The sequence below is a fragment of the Kitasatospora sp. NPDC048662 genome (assembly GCF_055587065.1).
This window is the reverse complement of record NZ_JBVJHA010000008.1, coordinates 240,035-262,518: the sequence shown is the minus strand read 5'-3', so window position 1 is coordinate 262,518 and position 22,484 is coordinate 240,035. Positions and strand designations below refer to the sequence as shown.

General features: G+C 74.0%; 20 protein-coding genes. 7 read left to right on the top strand and 13 right to left on the bottom strand.

Features of this window, described 5'->3' with window-relative positions:
* Positions 1 to 423: 423 nt before the first annotated feature.
* The 7 genes from ACZ6R9_RS23100 to ACZ6R9_RS23070 form a co-directional block, all read right to left on the bottom strand.
* A complete protein-coding gene (locus tag ACZ6R9_RS23100; RefSeq protein WP_465540015.1) occupies positions 424 to 1,575 on the bottom strand; it encodes a glycosyltransferase in 1,152 nt (383 codons plus the stop codon).
* Positions 1,572 to 2,357: a polysaccharide deacetylase family protein gene (locus ACZ6R9_RS23095; protein WP_465540014.1), complete on the bottom strand. Its 786-nt coding sequence runs from the start codon at positions 2,355 to 2,357 to the stop codon at positions 1,572 to 1,574. The genes ACZ6R9_RS23100 and ACZ6R9_RS23095 overlap by 4 nt, the downstream gene beginning before the upstream one ends.
* A complete protein-coding gene (locus tag ACZ6R9_RS23090; RefSeq protein ID WP_465540012.1) occupies positions 2,350 to 4,065 on the bottom strand; it encodes a lipid II flippase MurJ in 1,716 nt (571 codons plus the stop codon). The genes ACZ6R9_RS23095 and ACZ6R9_RS23090 overlap by 8 nt, the downstream gene beginning before the upstream one ends.
* Positions 4,062 to 5,429, bottom strand: coding sequence for an O-antigen ligase family protein (locus ACZ6R9_RS23085; RefSeq protein WP_465540010.1), 1,368 nt, complete (start codon positions 5,427 to 5,429; stop codon positions 4,062 to 4,064). The genes ACZ6R9_RS23090 and ACZ6R9_RS23085 overlap by 4 nt, the downstream gene beginning before the upstream one ends.
* Before the next feature lie 9 nt (positions 5,430 to 5,438).
* Complete coding sequence (locus ACZ6R9_RS23080) at positions 5,439 to 6,962, bottom strand: sugar transferase (RefSeq protein ID WP_465540009.1); 1,524 nt, start codon at positions 6,960 to 6,962, stop codon at positions 5,439 to 5,441.
* A gap of 235 nt (positions 6,963 to 7,197) precedes the next feature.
* The gene (locus ACZ6R9_RS23075; protein ID WP_465540073.1) at positions 7,198 to 8,361 is read right to left on the bottom strand and encodes a glycosyltransferase; all 1,164 of its coding nucleotides are present in this window, start codon (positions 8,359 to 8,361) and stop codon (positions 7,198 to 7,200) included.
* Between the two features lie 169 nt (positions 8,362 to 8,530).
* Positions 8,531 to 8,971, bottom strand: coding sequence for an SRPBCC family protein (locus tag ACZ6R9_RS23070; protein ID WP_465540007.1), 441 nt, complete (start codon positions 8,969 to 8,971; stop codon positions 8,531 to 8,533).
* 126 nt (positions 8,972 to 9,097) lie between these two features.
* Between ACZ6R9_RS23070 and ACZ6R9_RS23065 the strand changes: the two genes are divergently transcribed.
* Positions 9,098 to 10,000: a HipA family kinase gene (locus ACZ6R9_RS23065; protein ID WP_380486066.1), complete on the top strand. Its 903-nt coding sequence runs from the start codon at positions 9,098 to 9,100 to the stop codon at positions 9,998 to 10,000.
* A 117-nt stretch (positions 10,001 to 10,117) separates the two neighbouring features.
* Here the strand turns inward: ACZ6R9_RS23065 and ACZ6R9_RS23060 are convergent, their stop codons facing one another.
* The 4 genes from ACZ6R9_RS23060 to ACZ6R9_RS23045 form a co-directional block, all read right to left on the bottom strand.
* On the bottom strand, positions 10,118 to 11,602 hold the full coding sequence (locus ACZ6R9_RS23060) for a S8 family peptidase (RefSeq protein WP_380486065.1): 1,485 nt from the start codon (positions 11,600 to 11,602) through the stop codon (positions 10,118 to 10,120).
* A 162-nt stretch (positions 11,603 to 11,764) separates the two neighbouring features.
* On the bottom strand, positions 11,765 to 12,178 hold the full coding sequence (locus tag ACZ6R9_RS23055) for a hypothetical protein (RefSeq protein ID WP_465540005.1): 414 nt from the start codon (positions 12,176 to 12,178) through the stop codon (positions 11,765 to 11,767).
* An 80-nt stretch (positions 12,179 to 12,258) separates the two neighbouring features.
* Entirely contained in the window at positions 12,259 to 13,425 is a 1,167-nt protein-coding gene (locus tag ACZ6R9_RS23050) for a damage-control phosphatase ARMT1 family protein (RefSeq protein WP_465540003.1), read from the bottom strand.
* 127 nt (positions 13,426 to 13,552) lie between these two features.
* The gene (locus ACZ6R9_RS23045; RefSeq protein WP_380486058.1) at positions 13,553 to 14,122 is read right to left on the bottom strand and encodes a GNAT family N-acetyltransferase; all 570 of its coding nucleotides are present in this window, start codon (positions 14,120 to 14,122) and stop codon (positions 13,553 to 13,555) included.
* A 179-nt stretch (positions 14,123 to 14,301) separates the two neighbouring features.
* Here ACZ6R9_RS23045 and ACZ6R9_RS23040 point away from each other — a divergent pair, with 179 nt between their 5' ends.
* The 3 genes from ACZ6R9_RS23040 (at position 14,302) to ACZ6R9_RS23030 (ending at position 16,898) form a co-directional block, all read left to right on the top strand.
* Positions 14,302 to 14,931, top strand: a complete 630-nt coding sequence (locus ACZ6R9_RS23040; RefSeq protein ID WP_465540000.1) for a DnaJ-like cysteine-rich domain-containing protein — start codon at positions 14,302 to 14,304, stop codon at positions 14,929 to 14,931.
* Between the two features lie 160 nt (positions 14,932 to 15,091).
* Positions 15,092 to 15,628: a SigE family RNA polymerase sigma factor gene (locus tag ACZ6R9_RS23035; protein WP_380486055.1), complete on the top strand. Its 537-nt coding sequence runs from the start codon at positions 15,092 to 15,094 to the stop codon at positions 15,626 to 15,628.
* Positions 15,629 to 15,695: 67 nt separating this feature from the next.
* Positions 15,696 to 16,898, top strand: a complete 1,203-nt coding sequence (locus tag ACZ6R9_RS23030) for a hypothetical protein (RefSeq protein WP_465539998.1) — start codon at positions 15,696 to 15,698, stop codon at positions 16,896 to 16,898.
* A gap of 1 nt (position 16,899) precedes the next feature.
* On the opposite strand, the gene ACZ6R9_RS23025 is transcribed toward ACZ6R9_RS23030, so the two are convergent.
* On the bottom strand, positions 16,900 to 17,679 hold the full coding sequence (locus ACZ6R9_RS23025) for a sporulation protein (RefSeq protein WP_465540072.1): 780 nt from the start codon (positions 17,677 to 17,679) through the stop codon (positions 16,900 to 16,902).
* 96 nt (positions 17,680 to 17,775) lie between these two features.
* On the opposite strand from ACZ6R9_RS23025, the gene ACZ6R9_RS23020 reads away from it, so the two are divergent.
* Complete coding sequence (locus tag ACZ6R9_RS23020) at positions 17,776 to 18,549, top strand: sporulation protein (RefSeq protein WP_465539996.1); 774 nt, start codon at positions 17,776 to 17,778, stop codon at positions 18,547 to 18,549.
* Between the two features lie 7 nt (positions 18,550 to 18,556).
* Here ACZ6R9_RS23020 and ACZ6R9_RS23015 read toward each other — a convergent pair whose 3' ends face one another.
* A complete protein-coding gene (locus ACZ6R9_RS23015; RefSeq protein WP_380486048.1) occupies positions 18,557 to 19,867 on the bottom strand; it encodes a type I glutamate--ammonia ligase in 1,311 nt (436 codons plus the stop codon).
* 214 nt (positions 19,868 to 20,081) lie between these two features.
* Here ACZ6R9_RS23015 and ACZ6R9_RS23010 point away from each other — a divergent pair, with 214 nt between their 5' ends.
* Positions 20,082 to 20,714, top strand: coding sequence for a TetR/AcrR family transcriptional regulator (locus tag ACZ6R9_RS23010; protein WP_380486046.1), 633 nt, complete (start codon positions 20,082 to 20,084; stop codon positions 20,712 to 20,714).
* Between the two features lie 115 nt (positions 20,715 to 20,829).
* On the top strand, positions 20,830 to 22,317 hold the full coding sequence (locus tag ACZ6R9_RS23005; RefSeq protein WP_380486044.1) for an MFS transporter: 1,488 nt from the start codon (positions 20,830 to 20,832) through the stop codon (positions 22,315 to 22,317).
* Positions 22,318 to 22,484: the final 167 nt, after the last annotated feature.

Here is a 22,484-nt window from a genome sequence, read left to right as displayed (position 1 = left end):
GCGGAACAGCGCACGGAGGCGGCGGCGGGGTTCGGGCATCGAGGGACTCCAGAAAACGAGGTCAGCGGGGACGGGCCGCCACACCCGGCGGGACGGCCACGGCCATCGGCCACCAGCGGCGGAACAGCGCACGGGAGCAGCGGCAGAGTGCGGGCATCGGGGAACTCCAGAAAACGAGGTCAGCGGGGACGGGCCGCCACACCCGGCGGGACGGCGAGGGCCATCGGCCACCAGCGGCGGAACAGCGCACGGAGGCGGCGGCGGGGTTCGGGCATCGAGGGACTCCAGAAAACGAGGTCAGCGGGGACGGGCCGCCACACCCGGCGGGACGGCGACAGCCATCGGCCACCAGCGGCGGAACAGCGCACGGAGGCGGCGGCGGGGTTCGGGCATCGGGGGGCTCCACAGAAGGGATGGCGGGGGTCAGTGCGCGCCCGCGCGGCGGCGTGCGGGGTGGCGGGGGCCGGGCAGGGCGCCGGCCGACTCCCGGTAGAGGGCGGCCAGTTCGGCCGCGATCCGGGTGATGTCGTAGTGCGCGACGGCCGGCGGCACCGGGACCGGTCCGATGGGCGCGGCGGCGGCCGTCGTCAACTCGCGGGCGTAGGCGGCAGGTTCGGACGGCAGCAGGCGGGCGTGCGGGGCGGCGCCGACCGGTAGTTCGGCCAGCGCCGGGCAGGCGGAGTGCAGCACCGGCAGCCCGGCGGCCAGGGCCTCCAGCGCGGCGAGCCCGAAGGTCTCCGCGCGGGACGGCGAGACCAGGACGTCCATCGCGGTGAGCAGCTCGGGCACGTCGTCGCGTTCGCCGGTGAGCACCAGCCGCTCACGGACGCCCAACTGTTCGGCGCGGGCGGTGAGTTCGGCCCGTTCGGGGCCCTCGCCGATCAACAGCAGCCGGGTGTCCGCCGGGAGCGCGGCGAGCGCCTCCAGCGGGATGTGGAAGCGCTTGCCGGGCACCAGTCGGCCGACTCCGCCGGCCACGAACGCGTCGGCGGGCAGGCCGAGTTCGGCGCGCAGCCGGGCGCGGTGGGCGGCCCGCTCGGCGGGTGGGAAGCGGTACCGGGCGGCGTCGATGCCGTTCGGCAGCAGCCGGACCCGGTGGGCGGGCACGCCCCAGGCGTCGAGCACGGCGGCGACCTGGCCGGAGACCGCCAGGGTGGTGCCGCCGAGCCGTTCGGCGGCCAGGTACAGCGCCTTGACGCCGGGCGAGGTGGGCCGGCCCTCGATCACCCCGGCCTGCAGCGAGTGCTCGGTGGCGAGCACGCCCCGCACCCCGGCCAGCCGGGCGGCGAGGCGGCCGTACAGCATGGCCCGGTACAGGTGGGTGTGGACCAGGTCGTAGCGGCCGGCCCGGATCAGCCGGGTGAGCCGGGGCAGTACGCCGAGGTCGCGGTTGCCGCGCATGGCGAGGTGATGGACGGTGAAGCCGTCGGCGCGCAGTTCGCGGGCCACTGCGCCGGGGTTGGTCAGGGTGGCCACCTCGTGCCGCTGGTCCTTCGGCAAGTGCCGCAGCAGCAAGGCGAGTTGACGTTCCGCACCACCCGCGTGCAGGCCGGTGACCACATGCAGGACCTTCACCGCCACTCCCCCGTGGTGGGCTTCGGCGGGGCCCAGCGCAGCCCGGTGACGGCCTCGCGCCAGCGATGGCGGCCGTGCTTGGCGCGCAGCCGCCAGGCGCCGTCGCGGTCGCCGACGTAGCAGCGCGGCAGGGCGTGCCGGCCGGTCAGCGAGGAGTGCTCGATGGCGCAGGCGTAGTCGTAGCCGGCCTCCCGCACGGCCCGGGTGGCGGGCAGGTCGACGGAGCCGTACGGGTAGCAGAAGCCGGTGACGGGGCCGCGCACCAGGTCCTCCAAGTCCCGTCGGCTCTTCTTGGTCTGGCGTTCCAGTGCGGCGGGCGACAGCCCGGACAGGGCCTGGTGGCCCAGGCCGTGCGAGCCGATCTCCCAGCCTGACGCGGCCAGTTCGACGACCTGGTCCACGGTCAGCAGCTTCTTGCGGGGGCCTTCGGCGTCCCAGTGGTTGGCGGCGCCGAGCAGGTCGGGCATCACGTACGCGGTGGCGGTGAAGCCGTACTCGCGCAGCACCGGGACGGCGTGCCGGGCGAAGTCGGCGTAGCCGTCGTCGAAGGTCAGGCCGACCAGCCGGGACTCCCGGCCGCGCGCCTGGGCGTCGAGCAGTTCGCGGACGCTGACGCCGCGCCGGCCGGAGCGGTACAGCCAGTCCATCTGTTCGGCGAAGCGCTCGGGGCTGACGGTGAGCTGGTAGGGATCCTCGTCCTCCTCGGCGACCGAGTGGTACATCAGGATCCAGGGTGCGAGCCGGGGCGCGAGCACCTGCGCCGGCAGACAGGTTTCAACCATGCGGCTTCCCTTCGGCGGGTGAGGGGGCGTGCGGTCGCCGGGCCCGGGCGAGCAGCGCCAGGACCGGTCCGCGGACCTCGGGGACGCCGAACAGCGTGCCCAGGGCCGCGAAGACCAGCAGGACGGTGGCGCCGCCGAACAGGGCGGCGGACAGCGGCGCTGTGACCGCCCGGACGGCGAGCGAGCCGGCCCCGGCGGCGGTGATCGCGGCGGCCAGCAGCCGGGCCTGCCCGCCGAGCACCAGGCCCAGCCGCAGCGCGATGCCGCGCAGCATCAGGCCGCGCATCAGCAGCGCCGCGGTGAAGGTGATCCCGACCGCGTTGCCGGCGGCCAGGCCGGGCGCCCCGAAATGCGGGGTCAGGGTGACGCCGAGGGTGAAGGTGACGACCAGTCCGAGCATCATCGCGCCGACCGGGTACCAGTCCAGCCAGGTGGTCCGGTCGCCCTCGGCACGCGGGGCCTCGGCGCGCCGCACCACCGGCCGGACGCAGAAGTACGGCCGCACCATCACGCCGATCATCGCCTGGGCGGGCAGGCCGAAGCTGTACACCCGGATGACGGCCGCGGTGGCCTCGGTGTCGGCAGGGCCGAACGCGCCGCGCTGGAACAGCAGCGCGGCCACGGCGGGTGCGCAGGACAGCAGGAAGGCGGTGCCGAGCAGCACCAGCGCGGCGGCCTGGCCGAGGTCCTTCTCGACCCGGTCGCGGGCGGCGGTGAGATCGCCGGCGGCCATCGCCCGGGCCACCACGGGGAAGGTCACGGTGACGATCAGGATCGCCGAGGTCATCGCCAACTGGCTGACTTTCGCGGCGTAGTTGAGGTGCGAGATGGTGCCCGGCGGCAGCGCCGAGCCGAGGTAGCGCTCGATGAACACCTGGGACTGCCGGGTCAGCGAGAACGCGGCCACCGGCAGCAGCGCCAGCGGGATCAGCACCAGCCCGCGCCCGGCGCCGCGCCGCCGGGCCCGCCACCCGCGGCCGCGCAGCCGGCGGGCGAACGGCACCACCAGCACGCCCGCCATCAGCAGGCTGCCGAGCGCCACGCCGAGCGCGGCGGAGCGCACCCCGAGCAGGCGGTGGCCGCTGAGCAGCAGCGCCAGGATGCCCAGGTTGTACATCACGTAGATGACGGCGGGCGCGGTGAAGGCGTGCAGGGCGCGCAGCGCGGAGGCCAGGTAGCCGGCCACGCCGAACGGCACCACGGTGACGGCGGTGATCCGGGTGCAGGTGACGGCGAGCCGCGGGTCGGCCAGGCCGGGGGCGAGCAGCTCGACCAGTTGCGGGGCGAACAGCGCGACGATGCCGGACAGCGTGCACAGCGCGAGCAGCAGCCAGGGCAGCGTGGAGCGGGTCAACTGCCGTACCGGGTCCGGCCCTTGGGGGCGTTCCTCGCGCAGCACCAGGGCCAGGCTGAAGGCCGGGACCATCAGGAAGGCCATCGCGTCCTCGATCAGCAGCGGCGCGGCGGTCTCCGGCACCGTCCAGGCGACCAGGAAGGCGTCGGTGCCCTGGTTGGCGCCGAAGTAGCGGGCCAGCAGCAGGTCGCGGAGCAGGCCGAGCCCGGAGCCGGCCGCGCTGAGCAGCGCGGTCACGCCGAACGCCTTGGCCAGGAAGCCGCCCCGGGGTGCGGCGTCCTCGCCGTCGGTGCGCGGGGCCGGTACGGGGACGGTCGTGGCGACCTGTGCCGCCACCGGCTGGTCTGTCGTCATGTGCCGTTCGCTCCACGGGAGTCGGGACCGTTCGCGGCCCGGGAGTCGGGCCCCGGCAGCGCGGTGCGGGCGGCGAGGCCGAGCACCACGGAGGTCAGCACGGTGGTGGTGCCGCCGATGTCGGCGTACAGGAAGTCCCAGAGCACCCAGCAGAGCAGCGCGAGGGCGGCGAGGCCGGGACCGGTGGCCCGGCGCAGGCAGCCGAGCAGCAGGGTCAGGAACAGCGCGAGGTAGGCGACCGCCCCGAGCAGGCCCTGCTCGCTGAGCACCAGGAAGTACATGTTGTGCGGGGAGAGCAGCGGTTCGCGCTGGAAGCCGATGGTGGAGTCGGCGGCGTCGCTGCCGGAGGAGAGCCTGAGCGGGGCGTGGCTGTCGCGCAGTTGCTGGAACGCCTTGGGTCCGGCGCCGGCCACCGGGTGGTCCTGCCAGATCCGGCCGGCGGTGGCCCACAGGTCGTAGCGGTCGGAGACGGACTGGTCGGGGGCGGCGGAGACCGAGCCGATCGAGCTGAGCCGCTCGGTGACGCCGGACGCGCCGAGGCCGAGCCCGCCGACCAGCACCACCGCGGCGGCGGCGCCGACCAGTACGCCCCTGACGGCCAGTCGGGCGTCGGCGCGCAGCAGCAGCACGGTGGCGGCGACCGCGGTGGCGATCCAGCTGCCCCGACTGAACGACACCGCCAGCGGGAAGGCCAGGAACGCGGCGCTCGCCCACATCGCGCGGCGCAGCGGGCGGCTGCCGCCGGGGCGGCGCTCGGCCAGGGCCAGCCCGAGGGCGGCCAGCAGCCCGAAGGAGACCACGCCGGACATCGCCATGATGTCGAGCGCGCCGAAGGTGCCGACGGCGCGGATCGGCTGCCCGGTGTAGGAGGCGCCGGTGCGGGTCAGGTACTGGACGGCGCCGACCGCGCCCTCGATCAGCGCGGCCAGCACGAACGAGCCGAGCACCAGCCGCCGGTCGTTGCGGTCGCGGACGGCCAGCAGCACGGCGGCGGGCACCAGCACGAAGATCTGCACCAGCCGGACGAAGCCGGTGAGGCTGGCGGCCGGGTCCACGGAATGCACGGTGGCGACGGCGGCGGCCAGCACCACGGCGCCGAACAGCGTGGCGGCCGCCCGGTCGAGCCGGGGAAGCCGGCCGCGCAGCAGCTGGACGGCGGTCAGGGCGACCAGGGCCAGCGAGGCCAGGTCCGCCGGGGTGACGTGGACGGCGGCGGTGACGTCCTTCTCCCCGGTGGGGACGCAGACCAGCAGCACGGTGGCGGCGGCGAGCCAGCTCGGCCGGGGTGCGGGCCGGCCCGGGCGGTGTGCGGCTGCGCCGGTGAAGCGGGCAGCGGCGGGCGGGAGTCGGAGGGTGACGGCCACGGCCTGCGGTCAGCTCCCGTCCGGACGGACCACGAGGGCGGCGGTGCGCAGCAGGATCTTGGCGTCCTGCCACAGGGTCCAGCCCTCGATGTAGCGGTTGTCGAAGCGGGCCCGGTCCTCGATGGAGGTGTCCCCGCGCAGGCCGCTGACCTGGGCCAGGCCGGTGAGCCCGGACGGGACCCGGTGCCGGTCGGCGTACTCGGGGTAGGCCTGGCTGAACCGCATGACGAAGTAGGGGCGTTCGGGGCGCGGGCCGACCAGGCTCATGTCGCCGCGGAGCACGTTCCACAGTTGCGGGAGCTCGTCCAGCGAGGCCTTGCGCAGGAACTTGCCGACGGTGCCCATCCGGTGGTCCTGCGCGATGTTCCAGCGAGTGGCCGACTCGTGCTCGTTGCTGGGGCGCAGGGTGCGGAACTTGAGGAGGGTGAACACCTGGCCGTCCAGGCCGGTGCGCTGCTGGCGGAACAGCACGCCAGGGCCGGTCTCCCAGCGCACCGCGAGGGCGCAGGCGGCCAGCACCGGAGAGATCAGCAGCAGGCCGAGGCCGGCCGCGGCGATGTCGAAGCCGCGCTTGACGGCCCAGCCGTGGCGGCGCATCGCGGGTGCGCCGAGGCGCAGGCAGGGGAAGCCCCACAGGTGGTCGCCGGTGCCCCGCACCGAGTCGAACTCGCGCAGGCCGGGCAGCAGCCAGACCTGGCAGCCGAGCCGGGCGGCGTGCCGCAGCGCGGCCAGCGTGTCGGCGTCGTAGGCGGCGCCGCCGGTGGCCAGCACGTGGTGGACGCGGTGGCGGCGCAGCACCCGGCCGAGCGCCTCGCGGCCGCCGAGCACCGGCAGCGGGCTGCCGGTGGGCAGCAGCAGCGGGTCGGCGTCCAGGTAGCCGACCGGCCGCAGGCCGTACTCGGGACGGGCGGTGAGCACGTCGGCGATCCGCTGGCCGAGTTCGCCGGCGCCGAGGATCAGCGCCGGGCTGGGACGGCGGCGGCGGGCCCGGCGGGTGAGGTGGTGGACGTAGGCGCGGCCGAGGGCGGCGAGCGGGAGCATCAGCATCAGCATGGCGAGCAGCCGCAGCGGGCCCATCGCGCCGAGGTCGCTCCACTGGTCGGCCCAGTGGCCGGTCAGGCAGGCGTCGGCGGTGACGACGAAGGCGGTGGCGACGGCGGCGCGGGCGGCCAGGGCGGGGAACTCGTCCAGGGCGGAGAGGCTGAGCCGGGCGCGATAGAGGCCGCCGGCCAGGTTGAGCGGGAGCAGGACGGGCAGCAGCAGGAGGGCGGTGGCGAACGGCCGGGCGGTGGCCGGGGCGGTGGCGGCGGCGGACAGCGCGACCGCCAGGGTGTCGGCGGTGGCGAGTGCGAGCGGCAGGGCGACCCGAGAGTGCAGCCGGCCGCGGTGGCGGCCGACCCCGGCGTAGCTCCTGGTCGGCAGTGCCCTGGACCTCGGCCGGTCGAGCAGTCCCGCGCCGTGATGGTTGCCGTGGCGGCCGGACCCCGCCAGCACGTCGGCCGAGCGCGGCACGCTCTCGTGGTCAATGGTCATCAGCGCACGAACTCCCCTGCTGTGAACCCGTCCGGGCAATCACCTGCTGCCGAAAACAGCGACTGCCCATTCCCCTGGGAGAAAATGGGGACGAAGCAGGCAGAATCAGACATTACCGAACGCCTTTGCGCGCACCGGCAGCTGACAGGCCATTTCATTCCACCCGCCTAATAATCCGACATCCAGGAGGGAAGGCCACACCTGTACGGGCGGGCGTCCACGGCCTGACAAACGATCAGAACCACTGCGGGACACGGGATGTACGGCCCGCCGGGACCACTCGGCTCCGAACAATAGTCCGGTAAATGGACGCCACCTGCGAGATTACTTGCCGGATATCGTGATTTTCTGTCACGTGCGCCCGGGCCAGCACACCGCGCCGTTCGCATTCGATCCGATCCGACAGGCATTCGACCAGCCGTTCGCTCATCGCACCGAAATTCTCCGGCGGCACCACCGAACGGCCGAGCTCGCCGGGCGGCACGCACTCCCGCGCCCCCGAAACGTCGGTCAGCAGCACCGGCCGCCCGCAGGCCATCGCCTCCAGCGGCGCCAACGCCATCCCCTCCCAGCGCGAGGGCAGCACCACCAGGTCGGCGGCCGCCAGCCACAGCCGCGGATCCGCCACATCGCCCACCAGCCGGACCCGGGACGGATCGGGCAGCGCCCGCACCCGAGCGGCCAGCGCCTCCGCGTCCGGGCCGCCGCCGACCAGCACCAGCCGGGCCGCCGGCAGCCGGGGCTGCACCTGCTCCCAGGCGTCCAGCAGCACGTCCTGGCCCTTCTGCCGGCACAACCGGCCCACGCACACCGCCAGTGGGGCGGACTGCTCCAGGCCCAGGGTCATCCGGGCGGCCCGCCGGGAGGCCTGGTCGGCGGGCGTGAAGTGCGCCAGGTCCACGCCGTTGGGCACCACCCGCCAGTGGGCGAGCAGCCCGGCCGCCACACCGTCCGCCTTCTCCCGTTCGCTGACGCACAGCACGGAGCGGGACCACCGGGTGGCATACCGCTCCCAGCGCAGGCTGGCCCGGGCGAGGGCGCCCTCGACGGCGGCGAACGACCAGGCGTGCGGCTGGAACACGGTGGGCACGGCGCCGCGGGCGGCCAGCCGGCCGGCCAGCCCCGCCTTCGCGCTGTGCAGGTGCAGCACGTGCGGCTCGGCGCGGCGGATGATCCGGCGCAGCCGCCACGCCTCGCCGACGGTGCCCGGGCCGGGGGAGCGTTCGGCGGGCCAGTCCAGCACCCGGGCGCCGGCGGCGGCGGCCTCGCGGGCGAGCCGACCGCCGGGCGGGCAGGCCACCAGAACCCGGCAGCCCGCCGCACGCTGCCCGCGCGCCAGGTCGGCCACCACCCGGGCCACGCCGCCGTCGGTCGGTTGGGAAACATGAAGGATCGTCATCTGCACGGCCCGGAGCCTAAGTTGACGACCACCTGCCGGCCGGGGCCGCTTCACCCGTCCCGGGGAACCGGCACACCCGCACGGATGACGCCCCGTGCGGGTGTGTGAATAATCGCGAGGCCCAAACCCGGCGAGGCCCAAACCCGGTGGGGCCCAATCCCGGTGGGGCTCAGCCGAGTTCGGCCGCCAGCTTGGCCAGCACCTGGTCGTGGATCCGGTTCAGGCCCTTGGGCGCGAAGGTCCGCTCGAAGAAGCCGCCGATGCCGGTCGCCCCGGTCCAGGTCGCCTCGACGGTGACCTTGCTGCCGCGCTCCCCGGCCGCCGCGACCGTCCAGGTGATCACCATCGAGGAGTTGGCGTCGGTCTCCACCAGGGTGTCCGGGGTCGGCGCCGTCACCGTGAACAGGCAGTCCCGGACCCGCTTCTCGGTGGCCTGGAGCTTCCAGTGCACCTGGGTGCCCGCACCGGTGCCGCCGGCCCGCACCTGGTACTCGCTGTACTGCGCGGGCAGCAGCTTCGGCCGGGTCACCGCGTAGTCGGCCAGCGCCTCGTACACCCGGGCCGGGTCGGCCCCGTACGTCCGCTCGGTGGTGGCGTGCACCTTGCCCATCTGTTCATCTCCTCGGTCCGGTCATCTGCGCATCTGCACTCGACGTCGCCGCCAAGCCAACCATCGCGCCCTGCCCCCGCCAAACCGGGAACGGGCGGCCGTCGGGGCAGGCGTTAGGGTGGGCGGATGCTGGATGAGGTGACGGCGCTGCGGTACGTCGATCCGCTGCGGGCGGGCGGTTCGGTGCCCGGGGTGGTGGAGGCCGACGACCTGGGCACGTACGTGGTGAAGTTCACCGGTGCGGCGCAGGGCGTCAAGGCGCTGGTGGCCGAGGTGATCGTCGGCGAGCTGGCCCGGCGGCTGGGCCTGCGGGTGCCGCCGCTGGTGCTGGTGGACTTCGACCCGGCGGTGGCGGCGAACGAGCCCGACCAGGAGATCCAGGACCTGCTGAAGGCCAGCGCGGGCCGCAACCTGGGCATGGACCTGCTGCCGGGCGCCCGGGACTTCAAGCCGGGGATGATCGAGGTCTCCCCCGCCGAGGCCGGCCGGGTGGTCTGGTTGGACGCGCTGACCGGCAACGTCGACCGCAGCGTGCACAACCCGAACCTGATGGTCTGGCACGGCAGGCTCTGGCTGATCGACAACGGCGCCGGGCTGATCTTCCACCACCGCTGGTCCTCGGCCCACGCCTCGGTGCACAAGCGCTACGACCTGAGCGGCCACGCGCTCGGCGGCTACGGCCCGGACGTGGCCGCCGCGGACGCCGCGCTGGCCCCCCTGGTGACGCCCGAACTGCTGGCCGAGGTCGCCGCGTTGGTGCCGGACGCCTGGCTGGCCGACGAGCCGGGCTTCGACTCGCCGGCCGCCGTCCGGGCCGCGTACGTGGAACACCTGGCAGCCCGGGTCGCGAACTCGGCGGCCTGGCTGCCGGAGGGGTTCGCCACCCCGGAGCAGATCCGGGCCGCCGAGGAGCGGGCCGCCGCGGCCCGCACGGCGGCCCGTCCGGCCTGGCTGAAGCAGGTGCCGAACCGGGCCGGCCTGGCCTCGGTGGAGTCGGACTGGTCCCGGCACATCGACGGCGAGAGCTGACCTGCGGCCGGCCGCGCCACGATCGACGCCGCCGACGCGCGGCCGGTCACACCGCCCGTGGAGCGGCTTCGCGGTGGTGCGGCCGGTCGCGCCACCCGTGGAGCCGCTGACGCGGGGTCAGTTGCGGAAGGTGTCCGCGGCCTTGGCGGCGGACACCACCCCGGCCCCGTAGAAGCCGTTGTTGGCGGTGGTGCCCTCGCAGGTCGCCTTGTACGCCCCGGTGCCGCCCGGGTTGAACTCGCCGGTCGGGCAGGCGTGCGGGTCGGCCTGGGTCACCAGCAGGCTGCGCAGTTGCTCCGGCCCGGCGCCCGGGTGGGTGGAGGCGAGCAGCGCGAGAACACCGGCCACGTGCGGGGCGGCCATCGAAGTGCCCGACATGTAGCCGTACTTGTCGCCGGGGAGGGTGGAGAGCACCGAGCCCCGGCGGTCGGGGGTGTCGGGCAGCTGGTAGCGGGAGTCGCCACCGGGGGCGGCGACGGTGACCTTGTTCAGGCCGTAGCTGGAGTAGTAGGACTTGTCGCCCTTGACGCCGATCGCCGAGACCGCGACCACGCCCGGCAGTTCGGCGGGCAGGTCGAGGCAGCTGGCGTCGATCGGCCGGCTGCCGGGGGTGGTGTCGTCGGGGCTGCTGACATCGACGGTCTTGTGCGCCAGGTCGATGTTCTCGTTGCCCGCGGAGGCGACGTTCAGCACCCCGCCCCGGCGGGAGTAGTCCACGGCCCGGCGGACGGCCTCGCTGACCGCTCCCTGGTCGGGGTCGCCCGCGCAGTTGAACATCCACGGATCCACGTAGTAGCTGTTGTTGGTGATCGTGAAGTGGTGCTCGGCCGCCCACACGAAGCCGCAGATCGCGTACTCGGGGTAGATGAACCCGCCGTTGTCGACCACCTTGACGGCGGCCAGCCGGACGCCGGGGGCGACGCCCTCGATGCCCTTGCCGTTCTTGGCGGCGGCGATGGTGCCGGCCACGTGGGTGCCGTGGGAGCTGCTGGTGGGCTGCCAGGACTGCCAGTTGGTGTCGGGGCTGCCGCTGAGGCAGGACGCGGAGAGCGACGGGTCGACGGCGGCGGCGAGATCCTCGTGGGTGGCGTCGATGCCGGAGTCGAGGACGCCGACCACCACGTCGCGGCTGCCGAGCGTCGAGGCGTGGGCCCGGTCCACGCCGATCTGCTTCATGTCCCACTGGTTGGCCCAGAGCGGCTCGTTGCCGTCGGCGGCCGCGGCGGGCACCTCGGCCTCCTCGACGGCGGCTTCGACGTCGGCGGCCTGGATCCCGGCGGTGCGGCTGGCGCCGACCGAGTCGATGGTCTTCGACTGGCGCAGTCTGGCCGCGAAGCCGGGGTCGCCGGAGCGGGCGATCACCACGCCTATCTGCTCGTACGAGGCGACCACGCTGCCGCCGGCCGCCTGGATCTCGCGCTCGGCCTTCTTGGTCTGCCCGTGGTTGGCCTTGGTGTTGACCACGTAGTTCATCGGCTGCCCGGTGGCGGACGTGCCGGCCGCCGTGGCGGCGCCTGCTGCGGGTCCGGCGAGTGCGCCGGCCGTGACGAGTGCGAGACCTGCGGCGAGGAGTGCGGAGCGGCGGATGCGGGGAACGCTCATAGGGGTGGACCCTCCCGGCTGATGGCAGACGCGATCGAGGTGGTCGAAGGCGCGCGAATGGCCGGGAGACTATTCAGCCCATATGACAAAAATCAAGAGGTAGTAAAGCAATCGTCGTAGACCGGACGAGTGCCCGACCGCTGCCGGTCGGGGACGTGAAACCTACGAACGCCCCGCCAGCACCCTGGCCGTCCCCCGGCGCAGCCGTGCCGAGGCCCCGGCCAACCGCCCCAGCGCCCGCACCTGCTCGACCGGCACCTCCGGCCGCCCCGCCAGCGCGAGCGTGGCGGCGTACGGCCGCTGCCCCGCCGTGAGACGCTCGGCCACCGCCGCGAGCACGGCGCCCAGCACCGTCCCGTCCGCGCCCGGGTGTTGGGCCAGCAGGCACAGCAGTCGGTTGTCGTTCCAGTCGCCGCGCCGCACCCCGGCCAGCAGCAGCAGCGCGTCCGGCGGCGTCTGCGGGTTCTCGGCGAGTGCCTGGTCGACGAAGGGCAGCCCGACGTCCGTCAGGGCCCGCAGCTCGGCGGGGTCGGCCGAGGCGCGGGCCGCGGCCAGACGATCGGCGGGCGTGGGCACGGGCTCGGGCTCCTCGGGGCGGTCGGGCCCGCCATCGTGCCAGGCACGGGCGGTCGGCCGCCACAGCGTTTCGACCGGAGCTACGGGCGCGCGCAGACCTGGACGAGGGCGTGGCGGCCGTCGGTGCGCCACGCGGCCCCGCTGCCGTCCAGCCGGGCGACGGTGGCGGCGTCGAGGCCGACGATCACGTCCGATTTCAGCGTCCGCAGCGCAGCGACGGGCGACGGGAAGTGGCTCACGGTCTCGCTGAACGGCGTGGTCGGCGGCCAGAGCCGGTCGCCGACCAGGCGGCGGTAGTTGAGGTCGCCCTTGAGGATCGTCATTGTCGCGGCGGCGAGCTCGGCACGCAGGTCGGCCGGCAGGTCGTGGAACGGCAGTGGCGCGCAGAAGAACGGGTGCGTGCGGACCACCAGCGCGCCACTGTTCATCGCCCGCCACAGCCGCCCGCCGACCGCCCCGGCGGCCGGCGAGGGCGCGGTGCGCAGGCGTTCGACGGAGGCGAGGACGTCGGCCGTGGTCGCGTCCGACACGTAGTACGGCTGCGGCTTCACGTACAGGACGACCTGCGCCGCCAGGCCGCCGGCCAGCAGGTGGTCGGTCAGCACCAGGTCGGGCAGCAGCTCCCGGCCCGCGTTGTCCGCGATGACGCAGACCCGCCCGCCGGCGGCCCGTTCGAGCTCGGTCCAGAGCCTCGCGCTGTCGTCGGCGACCAGGCCGGACGCGGCCGTCCCGGTGGCCCCGGCGAGCAGCTGGAAGCCGAGGTCCGCGCGGTTGCCCCACAGCGCGGACGACAGCAGCACCTCCGCCCGACGGGCCTCCGGCAGACCGTCGAGCCCGCTCAGCGCGGCCAGTTCCTCGTCCACCGCCGTACCGGCCAGCTCGGCGTTCTTGAACGGCGCGAACGGGTCGATGCCCTGCCACGCGCCGGGCCCGAAATAGCCGATGGCGTCCAGCAGCCGGTGGTAGAAGTAACTCTCCGCCCACAGGAACGGCGCCTCCCCCCAGGGCCGACCCCACAGGCCCGCTCCCCACTCCCGCCACCGCGCGGCACCCGGGGCGTCCGCACCCGGCGGCTCCAGCACGCCGGTGGTGCTCTCCGCCAGCAGCCGCTCCACCGCCACCCGCTGGGCCGGGCCGTACGGCAGCGCGTCAAGGACCTGCTGGACGAGCTTGGGGTGGCGCTCGTGGAAGACGCCCCGGGCGAAGGACCCGGGAACGTCACTGCGGATCACGGGTGCGTTCGACACGACGGGGACTCGTCTCTCTCGTCATCAGCGGGCGACGGGCCCGTCGGCTGCACCCGAGACTAGGCCCTGACCGCCCCGGCCGCCGGGCCCGCCGGGGCGCGGGGCAGACCGGGGCGCGGGCGCCGGACTACGCGGAGGGGTCGGCCTGAGCGGCGCCGTGGCGGGCGGTGAAGTCCTCGGCGAAGAGGGCGAGCAGGACGACGTCGGTGGGGCGGCCGGAGAGGAGGACGTGGCGGCGCAGGCGGCCCTCCTCGGTGAAGCCGAGGCGCTGCTGGAGGTGCAGGGAGGGGTGGTTGTGGGCGAAGACCCTGGCGGTGGCCTTGTGGTAGCGGCGTTCCTCGAACTGGTGGCGGATGACCAGCCGGGCGGCCTCACTGGCGTAGCCGCGGCGGCGGTGTTCGGCGGCGATGGTGATGCCGTACTCGAACCAGCCGTTGCGCGGGTCGGCGTGGTGGACGCCGACGGAGCCCACGGGGGTGCCGTCGGCGCGGGACTCGACGATCAGGACGTAGGTGTCGCCGGACGGGTCGGCGGTGGCGTGTTCGCGGGCGACGGCGTTCCAGCCCTCGGTGGAGCGCGGGGGGTTGAGCAGGTCGCCGAGGCGCTCCTCCTGCTCGGAGAGGCGGGCCAGTAGCGGTCCGTCCTCGGTCTCGACCGCCCGCAGGCGTATGCGTTCACCCAGCCAGTAGCTCGTCATCCGATCTTCGTACCACTCGCCGCGGCGGTGCATCAGGCCGTTCCGCGAAACCCTCGCAGGTTGCGAAAACGGCCCGCCCGGCCGCACCGGGTGCCTAGAATCGGCTCGCCCGGCGCGCGCACCGAGCAACACCCGGACGCCCCCGGCCAGTTGACAGCACTTCGACGAGAGGGGCGGCGATGGCGGGCGAGGAGATACCGGGAGCGCGGGAGGAACTGCGGCGGCGCGGCGAGCGGCTGTACGCGGAGTTCGCGGCGCTCCTGGAGGCCTTGGCGCCCGGGGTGGCGCCGTCGGCCCAGCTGCCGGAGCATCCGGAGATCACCGCGTTCGGCAATCCGCTGAGCTTCGGCCACCACCGCCAGGTCGTCCTCGACCCTCAGCCGACCGGCCCGGACCTGCTGGCCCGGGCGGAGGCCCAACTCGCGGACTGGCAGCGGACGGTGGAGCGCACCGAGTCCGGCTCGGCGGTGCTGCACGCCTGGCGGGACGGGATGACGATCCGGCTGCACTTCCACCCGGTGCGCGGTCTGACGCTGTGCCGGGCCGATCTGGAGCCGATGGCGCTGCACCTGCCGGAGGTGTTCGTCCGCCCGGAACCGCTGCTCGCGCCGGAGGACGTCCAGCCCGGCTACGAGCTGTGCCCGGAGTGCGAGGGGCGGTGCTCGTGCGATCGCTGCTGGGGCCGGGGCTGGACGATGGGCGGCATGACCTGGGGCGGGCGGACCGAGGGCCGGGTCCGCTGCGGCGACTGCCAGGGCAGCCGGACGTGCCCGTTCTGCCGCGGCATGGGCGAGCGCCCCGCCCGCTGAGCCCGCCCGCTGAGCCCACCCGCCCGCCGTGACCCGACCACGCCGGGCCCCGGCCACCGTGACCCGCCCAGGAAAAGTTTTCGCGCCCGCCCTGTGACACGCGAGGCACCTCGTCGCGTCTGGAGGGTGACAGGGTGGACGGCCGGGGAGAACAACGAACGTGGCAGGAGCATCAGTGCGCGGCGGCGAGCTGGAGTACGCGGAGTTCGCCGCCAACCGGTCGGCCCCGCTGTACCGTTCGGCGTGCCTGCTGACGGGTGGTGACACCCATCTCGCCGAGGATCTGGTGCAGGAGACGCTGAGCCGGATGTACGTGGTGTGGCGCCGGCCGGGGCGGCTGTTCGGCGGCCGGGCGATAGAGAATCCGGCGGGTTACGCGCAGGGGGTGCTGTACCGGCAGTTCATCGATCACCACCGGCGGCGCAGTTCGCGCGAGCGCCCGGTCGCCGAGCTCCCGGACCTGCCGGACCCGACGGGCGACAGCACGCTGCGGATGACGCTGCTCCAGGCGCTGGGCCGGCTCGCGCCGCGCGATCGCGCGGTGCTGGTGCTGCGTTACTGGGAGGACGTCAGCGTCGAGGAGACGGCGGCGATCCTGCGCTGCCGCCCGGGCGCGGTCCGCTCCCAGTCCTCGCGGGCGCTGGCCCGGCTGCGCGACCTGCTGGGCGACGGCCTGGCCGACCTCGCCGCGCGCTGACGCGCCGCCGGCACCACCAGTACCGCCCCTTGTTCTTCCTTTTCGCTCCCCGAGACGGTGATCACGCATGCCCGCACTGCCCGAGCAGGACTTCGAGGACCGGTTGTGCCAGGTCTTCCACGAGACCGGGGAGAGGTTCGTGCCCGACATCCCGCTGCTGGCCATGGGTGGCGCGGCCCGGGGCCGCCGCCGGCGGCGCCGCAGGCTGGCGCTGGGGTCGGCCGCCGCGATGCTGGCGGTGAGCGGGGTGACCGCCGCCGTCCTGCCGAACGCCCTGCGCACGGACAGTGTCGGCCCGGCCGCCGTCGCGCCCGCCCCGTCCGGGGACGGCGTGCCCGACGGTGCCCGGATTCCGCAGGAGGCGCACATGGTCTCGGCGGTGGCGGAGCGCCTGCCGAAGGAGCTGAGGATCGTGCGCTCCGACGGGTCGGCGGCCGGGTCGGCCGCGATCCCGACCACCCAGGCGTGGGCGGAGCTGACCCTGGACGACGGCCACGGGCAGAGCCTGCTGGCGGTTCGCGTCAACCACGGCGGCCAACGGTCGGCCCGACCGTGCCCGGACGAACCCGCCCCGGACGTGAAGTGCCAGGGGGAGACCCTGGAGGACGGCAGCATGGTGGCCGTCACGCAGTTCACCTCGCAGGGCAAGGGCCCGTATCGGTACGCCGGGGTCGAGTGGACCACCCCGGACGGGATGCGGGTCACCGCCACCTCGTACAACGTCGGGCGGAAGACCGGCGAGTGGACCAGGCCGGAGCCGCTGCTGAGCGTCGCCCAGCTGTCGGCGCTGGCCATCGACCCGGCCTGGCGCACCTTCGAGGCCTCGGTGCGCCAGACCCTGCCGGGGCTCCCGGCCGCCGACACCCCGGTGCAGCGGCCCGACCTGCTGCCGCCCGGCCTGAAGGTGGTGGCCGGCACCGCCGGCCCGGAGCAGACGGCGACGCTGGTCGACGGCGACCGGACGGTCGTCCTGCGGTTCCAGGAGGAGCAGGCCGACACGTCGGCGCGGGCCTGGTTCGCGGACGCCCCCGTGCTGCCGGACGACACCCGCATCCGCAGCGTCGAAGGCCGCCCCGTCCCGAACGCCCAGGGCTCCACCGAGACCATCGTCGACCTGCTGCGCCCGGACGGCCGCCGGATCCGCGTGACAGCGGTCAACCCGGCGGGCGCGGGCCACCCGGACGCGGGCCGGCCGCCGCTGATCACGCTCGACCGGCTGACCGCGATCGCGCGGTGCCCGGGTTGGACGGTGCCGTTCCCGAAGGACTGAGTCACGTCCGGTACAGGGCGCGCAGGTCCTCCAGTGCGGCGCCCGCCCGGGCGGCGAGGTCGGCGTGGGCGACTTCGTGGTGGGCGACCGCGAAGGTGACGGTCTTCGGCTTGGACGCCCACTCGTACAGGTTCGGTGCGGCCCGGCGCAGATGGACCATGGTGCCGACCGCGTTGGTGACGAAGGACAGTTCCAGGCGCGGGAGTTTGCGCTTGCCCCGGGCGGGGTCGGTGAGGAACAGCGACTGGTAGCCCTCGTTGTACTGGTCGGAGTCCGGGATGTAGTCGGCGATCACCCGCGCGGAGCGTTCCGTGTAGCCGAGTTCACCGAAGGCTCCGATGGCGGCGGCCACCGCGACCGGCGGCGGCACCCGCAGGGCGGCTTCGGGCCGGAAGCCGAGCTCCCCGGCGCGAGTGTTCAGCGTGGCCCGCACCGCGAGGCCGATGCCGAAGTCCTGGCCGCCGTACTCGGTGAACGGGCATTCCCAGGACAGCCGGCGGCGGAACGTCACCTGCCGTTCCTCGCCGGGTGCCAGCGTGAACCAGCTGTCGCCGACGTCCAGCCAACCGATCTCCAGCTCGGAACGCCCGCCGTCCTCGTCGTAGGCGTCGGCCACCAGCCGCGCGTCGAGGCCCTGGAGTTCCAGTGCGCGGCCACCGGCCCGGATCACCACATGTCCGGTGACCCACTGGTCCGTCAGTTCCAGTTCGCCCAGGACCAGTTCGACCGCCGACGGGTCCGGTTGCGCTCCTTCGCGGCCGAAGCCGAACCTTCCCCGCATGGCCACCGGCGGCTCCCCTCCTCGGTGCGATCAGGGGGTGAGCATAACCGGGCCGGGGGCTAGGCTTTGCCCGAACTTTCCAGGGGGAGGCGGACGATGGGGCTGCGCAAGCTGTTCGGGTTCGGCGGCGAGGACGGCCAGGGGCCGGAGATCGACACCGTGATCACCACCATGTCCCCGCAGCCCGGGCAGCGCATCGAGGGCGAGATCCTGTTCCGGGCGGGCGGGTCGAAGCTGCGGATCGACGGCCTGTACTTGCGCGTGGTGGGCAAGGTGAAGCAGTCGGACGGCAGCACGGCCGACCGCGAATGGGCCTACCTCTCCCCCGAGCGTGCGTACTTCGAGGTGGAGCGGCGCACCGAGCAGCGGGTCGGCATGAAGGGCCGGCTGCCCTGGGACTGCCCGGTGACCGAGCTCGCCGGCAGCTCGACGGGGATCGACCTCTCGCTGGTCACCACGATCGGGGACGCCGTGCGGGACGTCGACTTCGTGCACGTGGCCGCTTCCCCGCTCCACGAAGCGGTGATGGAGGCGTTCCTGACCAAGGGCTACCGCTGCACCGGGTCGGTGCTGCTGGACGAGCACGTGCCGGACATCGAGCACCGCCACTCGTGGATCCAGACCTTCCATCTGGAGGATCCGGCCGGCGACCCGGCCGGTTTCCCCACGCTGGAGGTCACCTTCTTCGGCAACCCGGTGGGGGCGATGGTGTACGTGCGCCGGGCGGCCCGTCACCTGACGTGGTGGAACGACAAGCCGCCCGCGGTGCCCTTCCCCGTCGCCCACCACGAGGCCGGCGAGACCGACCTGGGCCCACGGCTGCGCGACGCGTTGGCGTCGCTCGCACTGCTGGACCGCTCGGCCCGCTGACCGCCCGTCAGTAGCGGTAGCGGAGCGCCTCGATGATCTCCGCCGGGGCCAGGCCGGCGAACCGGGCGATCTCCGCCTCCCGGACGTCGATCACCGCCTGCCACAGTGACTCCCCCATCGCGGCGCGCAGCACCTCGGACTTGCGCAGCGCGTCCACGGCCTGGCCGAGCGTGGTGGGCAGACGTTCGGCGACGCCGTCCGGGTCGCCGGTGGTTTCGGCGGGCAGGCGCAGCGCGTCGCCGAGGCCGGCCAGGCCGGCGGCCAGTACGCCGCCGACGGCGAGGTAGGGGTTGGCGGCGGCGTCGAAGCACTTGACCTCGGCGTTGGCCTGCTCGGGCGCGGAGCCGGTGATCAGCCGCAGTGCGGCCTCCCGGTTCTCCAGCCCCCAGCAGCGGTGCGGGCCGGACCAGTGGCCGGGTACCAGCCGCAGGTAGCTGGCCACCGACGGGGCGCCGAGTGCGAGCAGCGCGGGCAGTTCGGCCAGTACCCCGGCGAGGAACGCCTCCGCCTCCCGGGTGAGGCCGTGCGGGCCGGTGCCGCCGTGGCCGAGGTTCTGGCCGTCGCGCCACAGGCTGAAGTGCAGGTGGCCGCCGTTGCCGACGCCGCCGGGGGCGGTGACCGGCGCGAAGCTCGCCCGCAGGCCGTGGCGCAGCGAGACGGCCTGCACGGTGTGCCGGACCAGCAGGGCGGTGTCGGCGGCCTCGACCGGGCCGCCGGGGGCGACGGACAGTTCGAACTGGCCGTCGCTGTACTCGGGGTGCAGTTGGAGCACCGTCAGCTTCTGCTCGCGCAGGGCGCGCAGCAGGTCGCGCAGGTAGTCGCTGTTGCCGATCAGGCGGCGCATGCCGTACGCGGGCCCGGCTTCGCCGCCCTCGACGATCCACTCGACCTCGATGCCGGCCTGCACGGTCAGGCCGCGCTCGGCGAGTGCCTCGACGGTGCGGCGGGCGAACTGCCGCTGGCAGCCGGGGTGCGGTTCGCCCTGCTGGGTCCAGCGGTCGCCGGGGGCCCAGGCCCAGCCGGGCTGGGCGGCGAGCCGGCGCAGCGCGGCCAGGTCGGGGACCAGCCGCAGGTCTCCGACGGGGTTGCCGGACGGGGCGAGCGAGTCGTCGGCCAGGAACGCATCGAAGGACGGCGAGGCGCCGACGCCCCACCGGGCGGCGCTCTCCAGACCGCGGACGGGGACGGTCTTGACCCGCGTGACGCCGGCGTTGTCGACCCAGCCGACGATCACCCCGTCCACGCCCTCGGCCTCGATCCTGGTGGCGGCCAACCGGGCCTCGGCGGCGCGCTCGGTGCGCGGCTTCATGGTGCTCATGCACCCATGCTGGCCTGCGAGGATGCGGCGCACGGGCGACTCGGCCGAGAGCTCACCCGTCCGTGGAGTTTCAAACGTGACGCGAGTCACATCGAATGATGAAATTCCGGGGACCAAGTCCCCGTTTGAAACTCTGTCCAAGCAGAAACGGGGAGGCTCTCCCCACTCCTGCGGACACCTCCTCCGGCCTCCGCCCGCTCGAAGGGAGCGCACCATGACCACCGTCGCCGCCCCCCGCCGGCGCGCGGACGCCACCCGCAACCGCGCGCGCATCGTCGCCGCCGCCCGCGAGGCCTTCGTCGACCACGGGGCGATGGCCCCGCTCGACGAGATCGCCCGCCGGGCCGGCGTCGGCAACGCCACGCTCTACCGGAACTTCGCCGACCGCCGGACGCTGATCCACCAGGTGTCGCTCGCCGTCATCGACCGGATCGTGGCGCACGCGCACGCGGCCGCCGCGGAGGAGCCCGACTCCTTCGCCGCGCTCAGCCGCTTCGTGCACGCCGCCGCCGACGAACGGATCGGCGCGCTGTGCTCCCTGCTGTCCGACACCATCGACCCGCACGACCCCGAACTCGCCGACGCCCGCACGGAGTTGACGAAGGTCACCGAGGACCTGGTGGCCCGTGCGCAGGCCGACGGACTGCTCCGCACCGACATCGGGGCGGGCGACGTCGTGGTCGCCGTCTCCCAGCTCACCCGACCGCTCCCCGGAACCGGCTGTCTCGACCTGCACCCGCTGGTCCACCGTCACCTCCAACTCCTGCTGGACGGGCTGCGCACCATCGCCCCGTCCGCCCTGCCCGGCCGCGCCGTGACCCTGGAGGACCTCGCACAGCGCGCCTGAACCACCCCGGCCGCCGACCGGCCGCCGCGCTCTTCCGACAGGCAGTCCGACCGGGCCGCCTGCAAGCTTTTCGCACGTCTCGTACGCTCTCTCGCACTCACAGGTGGGTACCTCCATGTCCGAAACCCTCCAGCCGGATCCACGCCGCTGGAAGGCGTTGATCTTCATCGCGCTGGCCCAGCTGATGGTCGTCCTCGACGCCACCGTCGTGAACATCGCGCTCCCCAGCGCCAAGGAAGACCTCGGCTTCGCCGACAGCACCACCCAGTGGGTCATCACGGCCTACGCGCTGGCCTTCGGCGGACTGCTGCTGTTCGGCGGCCGGGTCGCCGACCTGTGGGGACGCCGCCGGACCTTCATGCTCGGCCTGGTCGGCTTCGCCGCGGCCTCCGCGATCGGCGGCGCCGCCGTCAACACCACCATGCTGCTCGGCGCCCGCGCCCTGCAGGGCGTGTTCGGCGCGCTGCTCGCCCCGGCCGCGCTGTCGCTGCTCGCGGTGATGTTCTCCGACGGCAAGGAGCGCGCCAAGGCGTTCGGCATCTACGGCGCCGTGGCCGGCGGTGGCGGTGCGCTCGGCCTGATCCTGGGCGGCGCCCTCACCGAGTACCTGAACTGGCGCTGGACCTTCTACATCAACATCCCGTTCGCGGCCATCGCCATCGCCGGCGCGGTCCTGGTCATCCGCGAGCCCGCCGCCGGCCTGAACCGCAACCGCCTCGACATCCCCGGCGTCCTGCTGGTCACCACCGGCCTGGTCTCCCTGGTCTACGGCTTCACCCGCGCCGAGAGCGCCGGCTGGGGCGACAGCTCCACCATCGGCCTGTTCATCGCCGCCGCGGTGCTGCTCGCCGCGTTCGTCCTGGTCGAGCGCCGGGTCAGCGCCCCGCTGCTGCCGCTGCGCGTGCTCACCGACCGCAACCGCGGCGGCGTCTACCTCTCGCTCGGCATGGCCGTGATCGGCATGTTCGGCCTGTTCCTCTTCCTCACCCTCTACATGCAGGGCGTGCTGCACTACAAGCCGGTCGTCAACGGTCTGGCCTTCCTCCCGATGGTGGCCGGCATGATCACCGGTTCCACCCAGATCGGCGCCCGCCTGATGACCCGGATCCCGGCCCGCTACCTGATGGCGCCCGGCTTCCTGGTCGCCTCGCTCGGCCTGCTGATCCTCACCCGGATCGAGGTCGGCACCTCGTACTGGCAGATCCTGCCCGGGCTGATCCTGATGGGCCTCGGCATGGGCACCGCCTTCATGCCCGCCATGAGCCTGGCCACCTACGGCGTCCAGCCCCGCGACGCGGGTGTCGCCTCCGCGATGGTCAACACCTCCCAGCAGGTCGGCGGCGCGATCGGCACCGCCCTCCTCAGCACCGTCGCCCACAGCGCCGGCACCGAATGGGCCAAGTCCCACGCGGCCACCGCCACCGACCCCCAGCTGTTCCAGCTCCAGGCCCAGGTCCACTCCTACTCCACCGCCATCTGGTGGGCCGTCGGCATCCTGGTCCTGGCCTCCCTCACCGCCTTCACCCTGATCAACGCGGGCAAGCCCGAACACCACGAGTCCACGTCCGAGCTCGAGGACGCGGTTCCCGTCATGGCGCACTGACGCCACGCCACATACGAACGGCCCGCCCGGAACTCTCCGGGCGGGCTGTTTCGCGTTCGGGAGTCAACGGCTGAACTCCTTGAGATCGCCGACCGACCGGCGTGCGCACCTCCCTCTTCCTACTCGCCAGTAGCTGGGCTACAGTGTCGGCACGCGCCAGCGCCGGG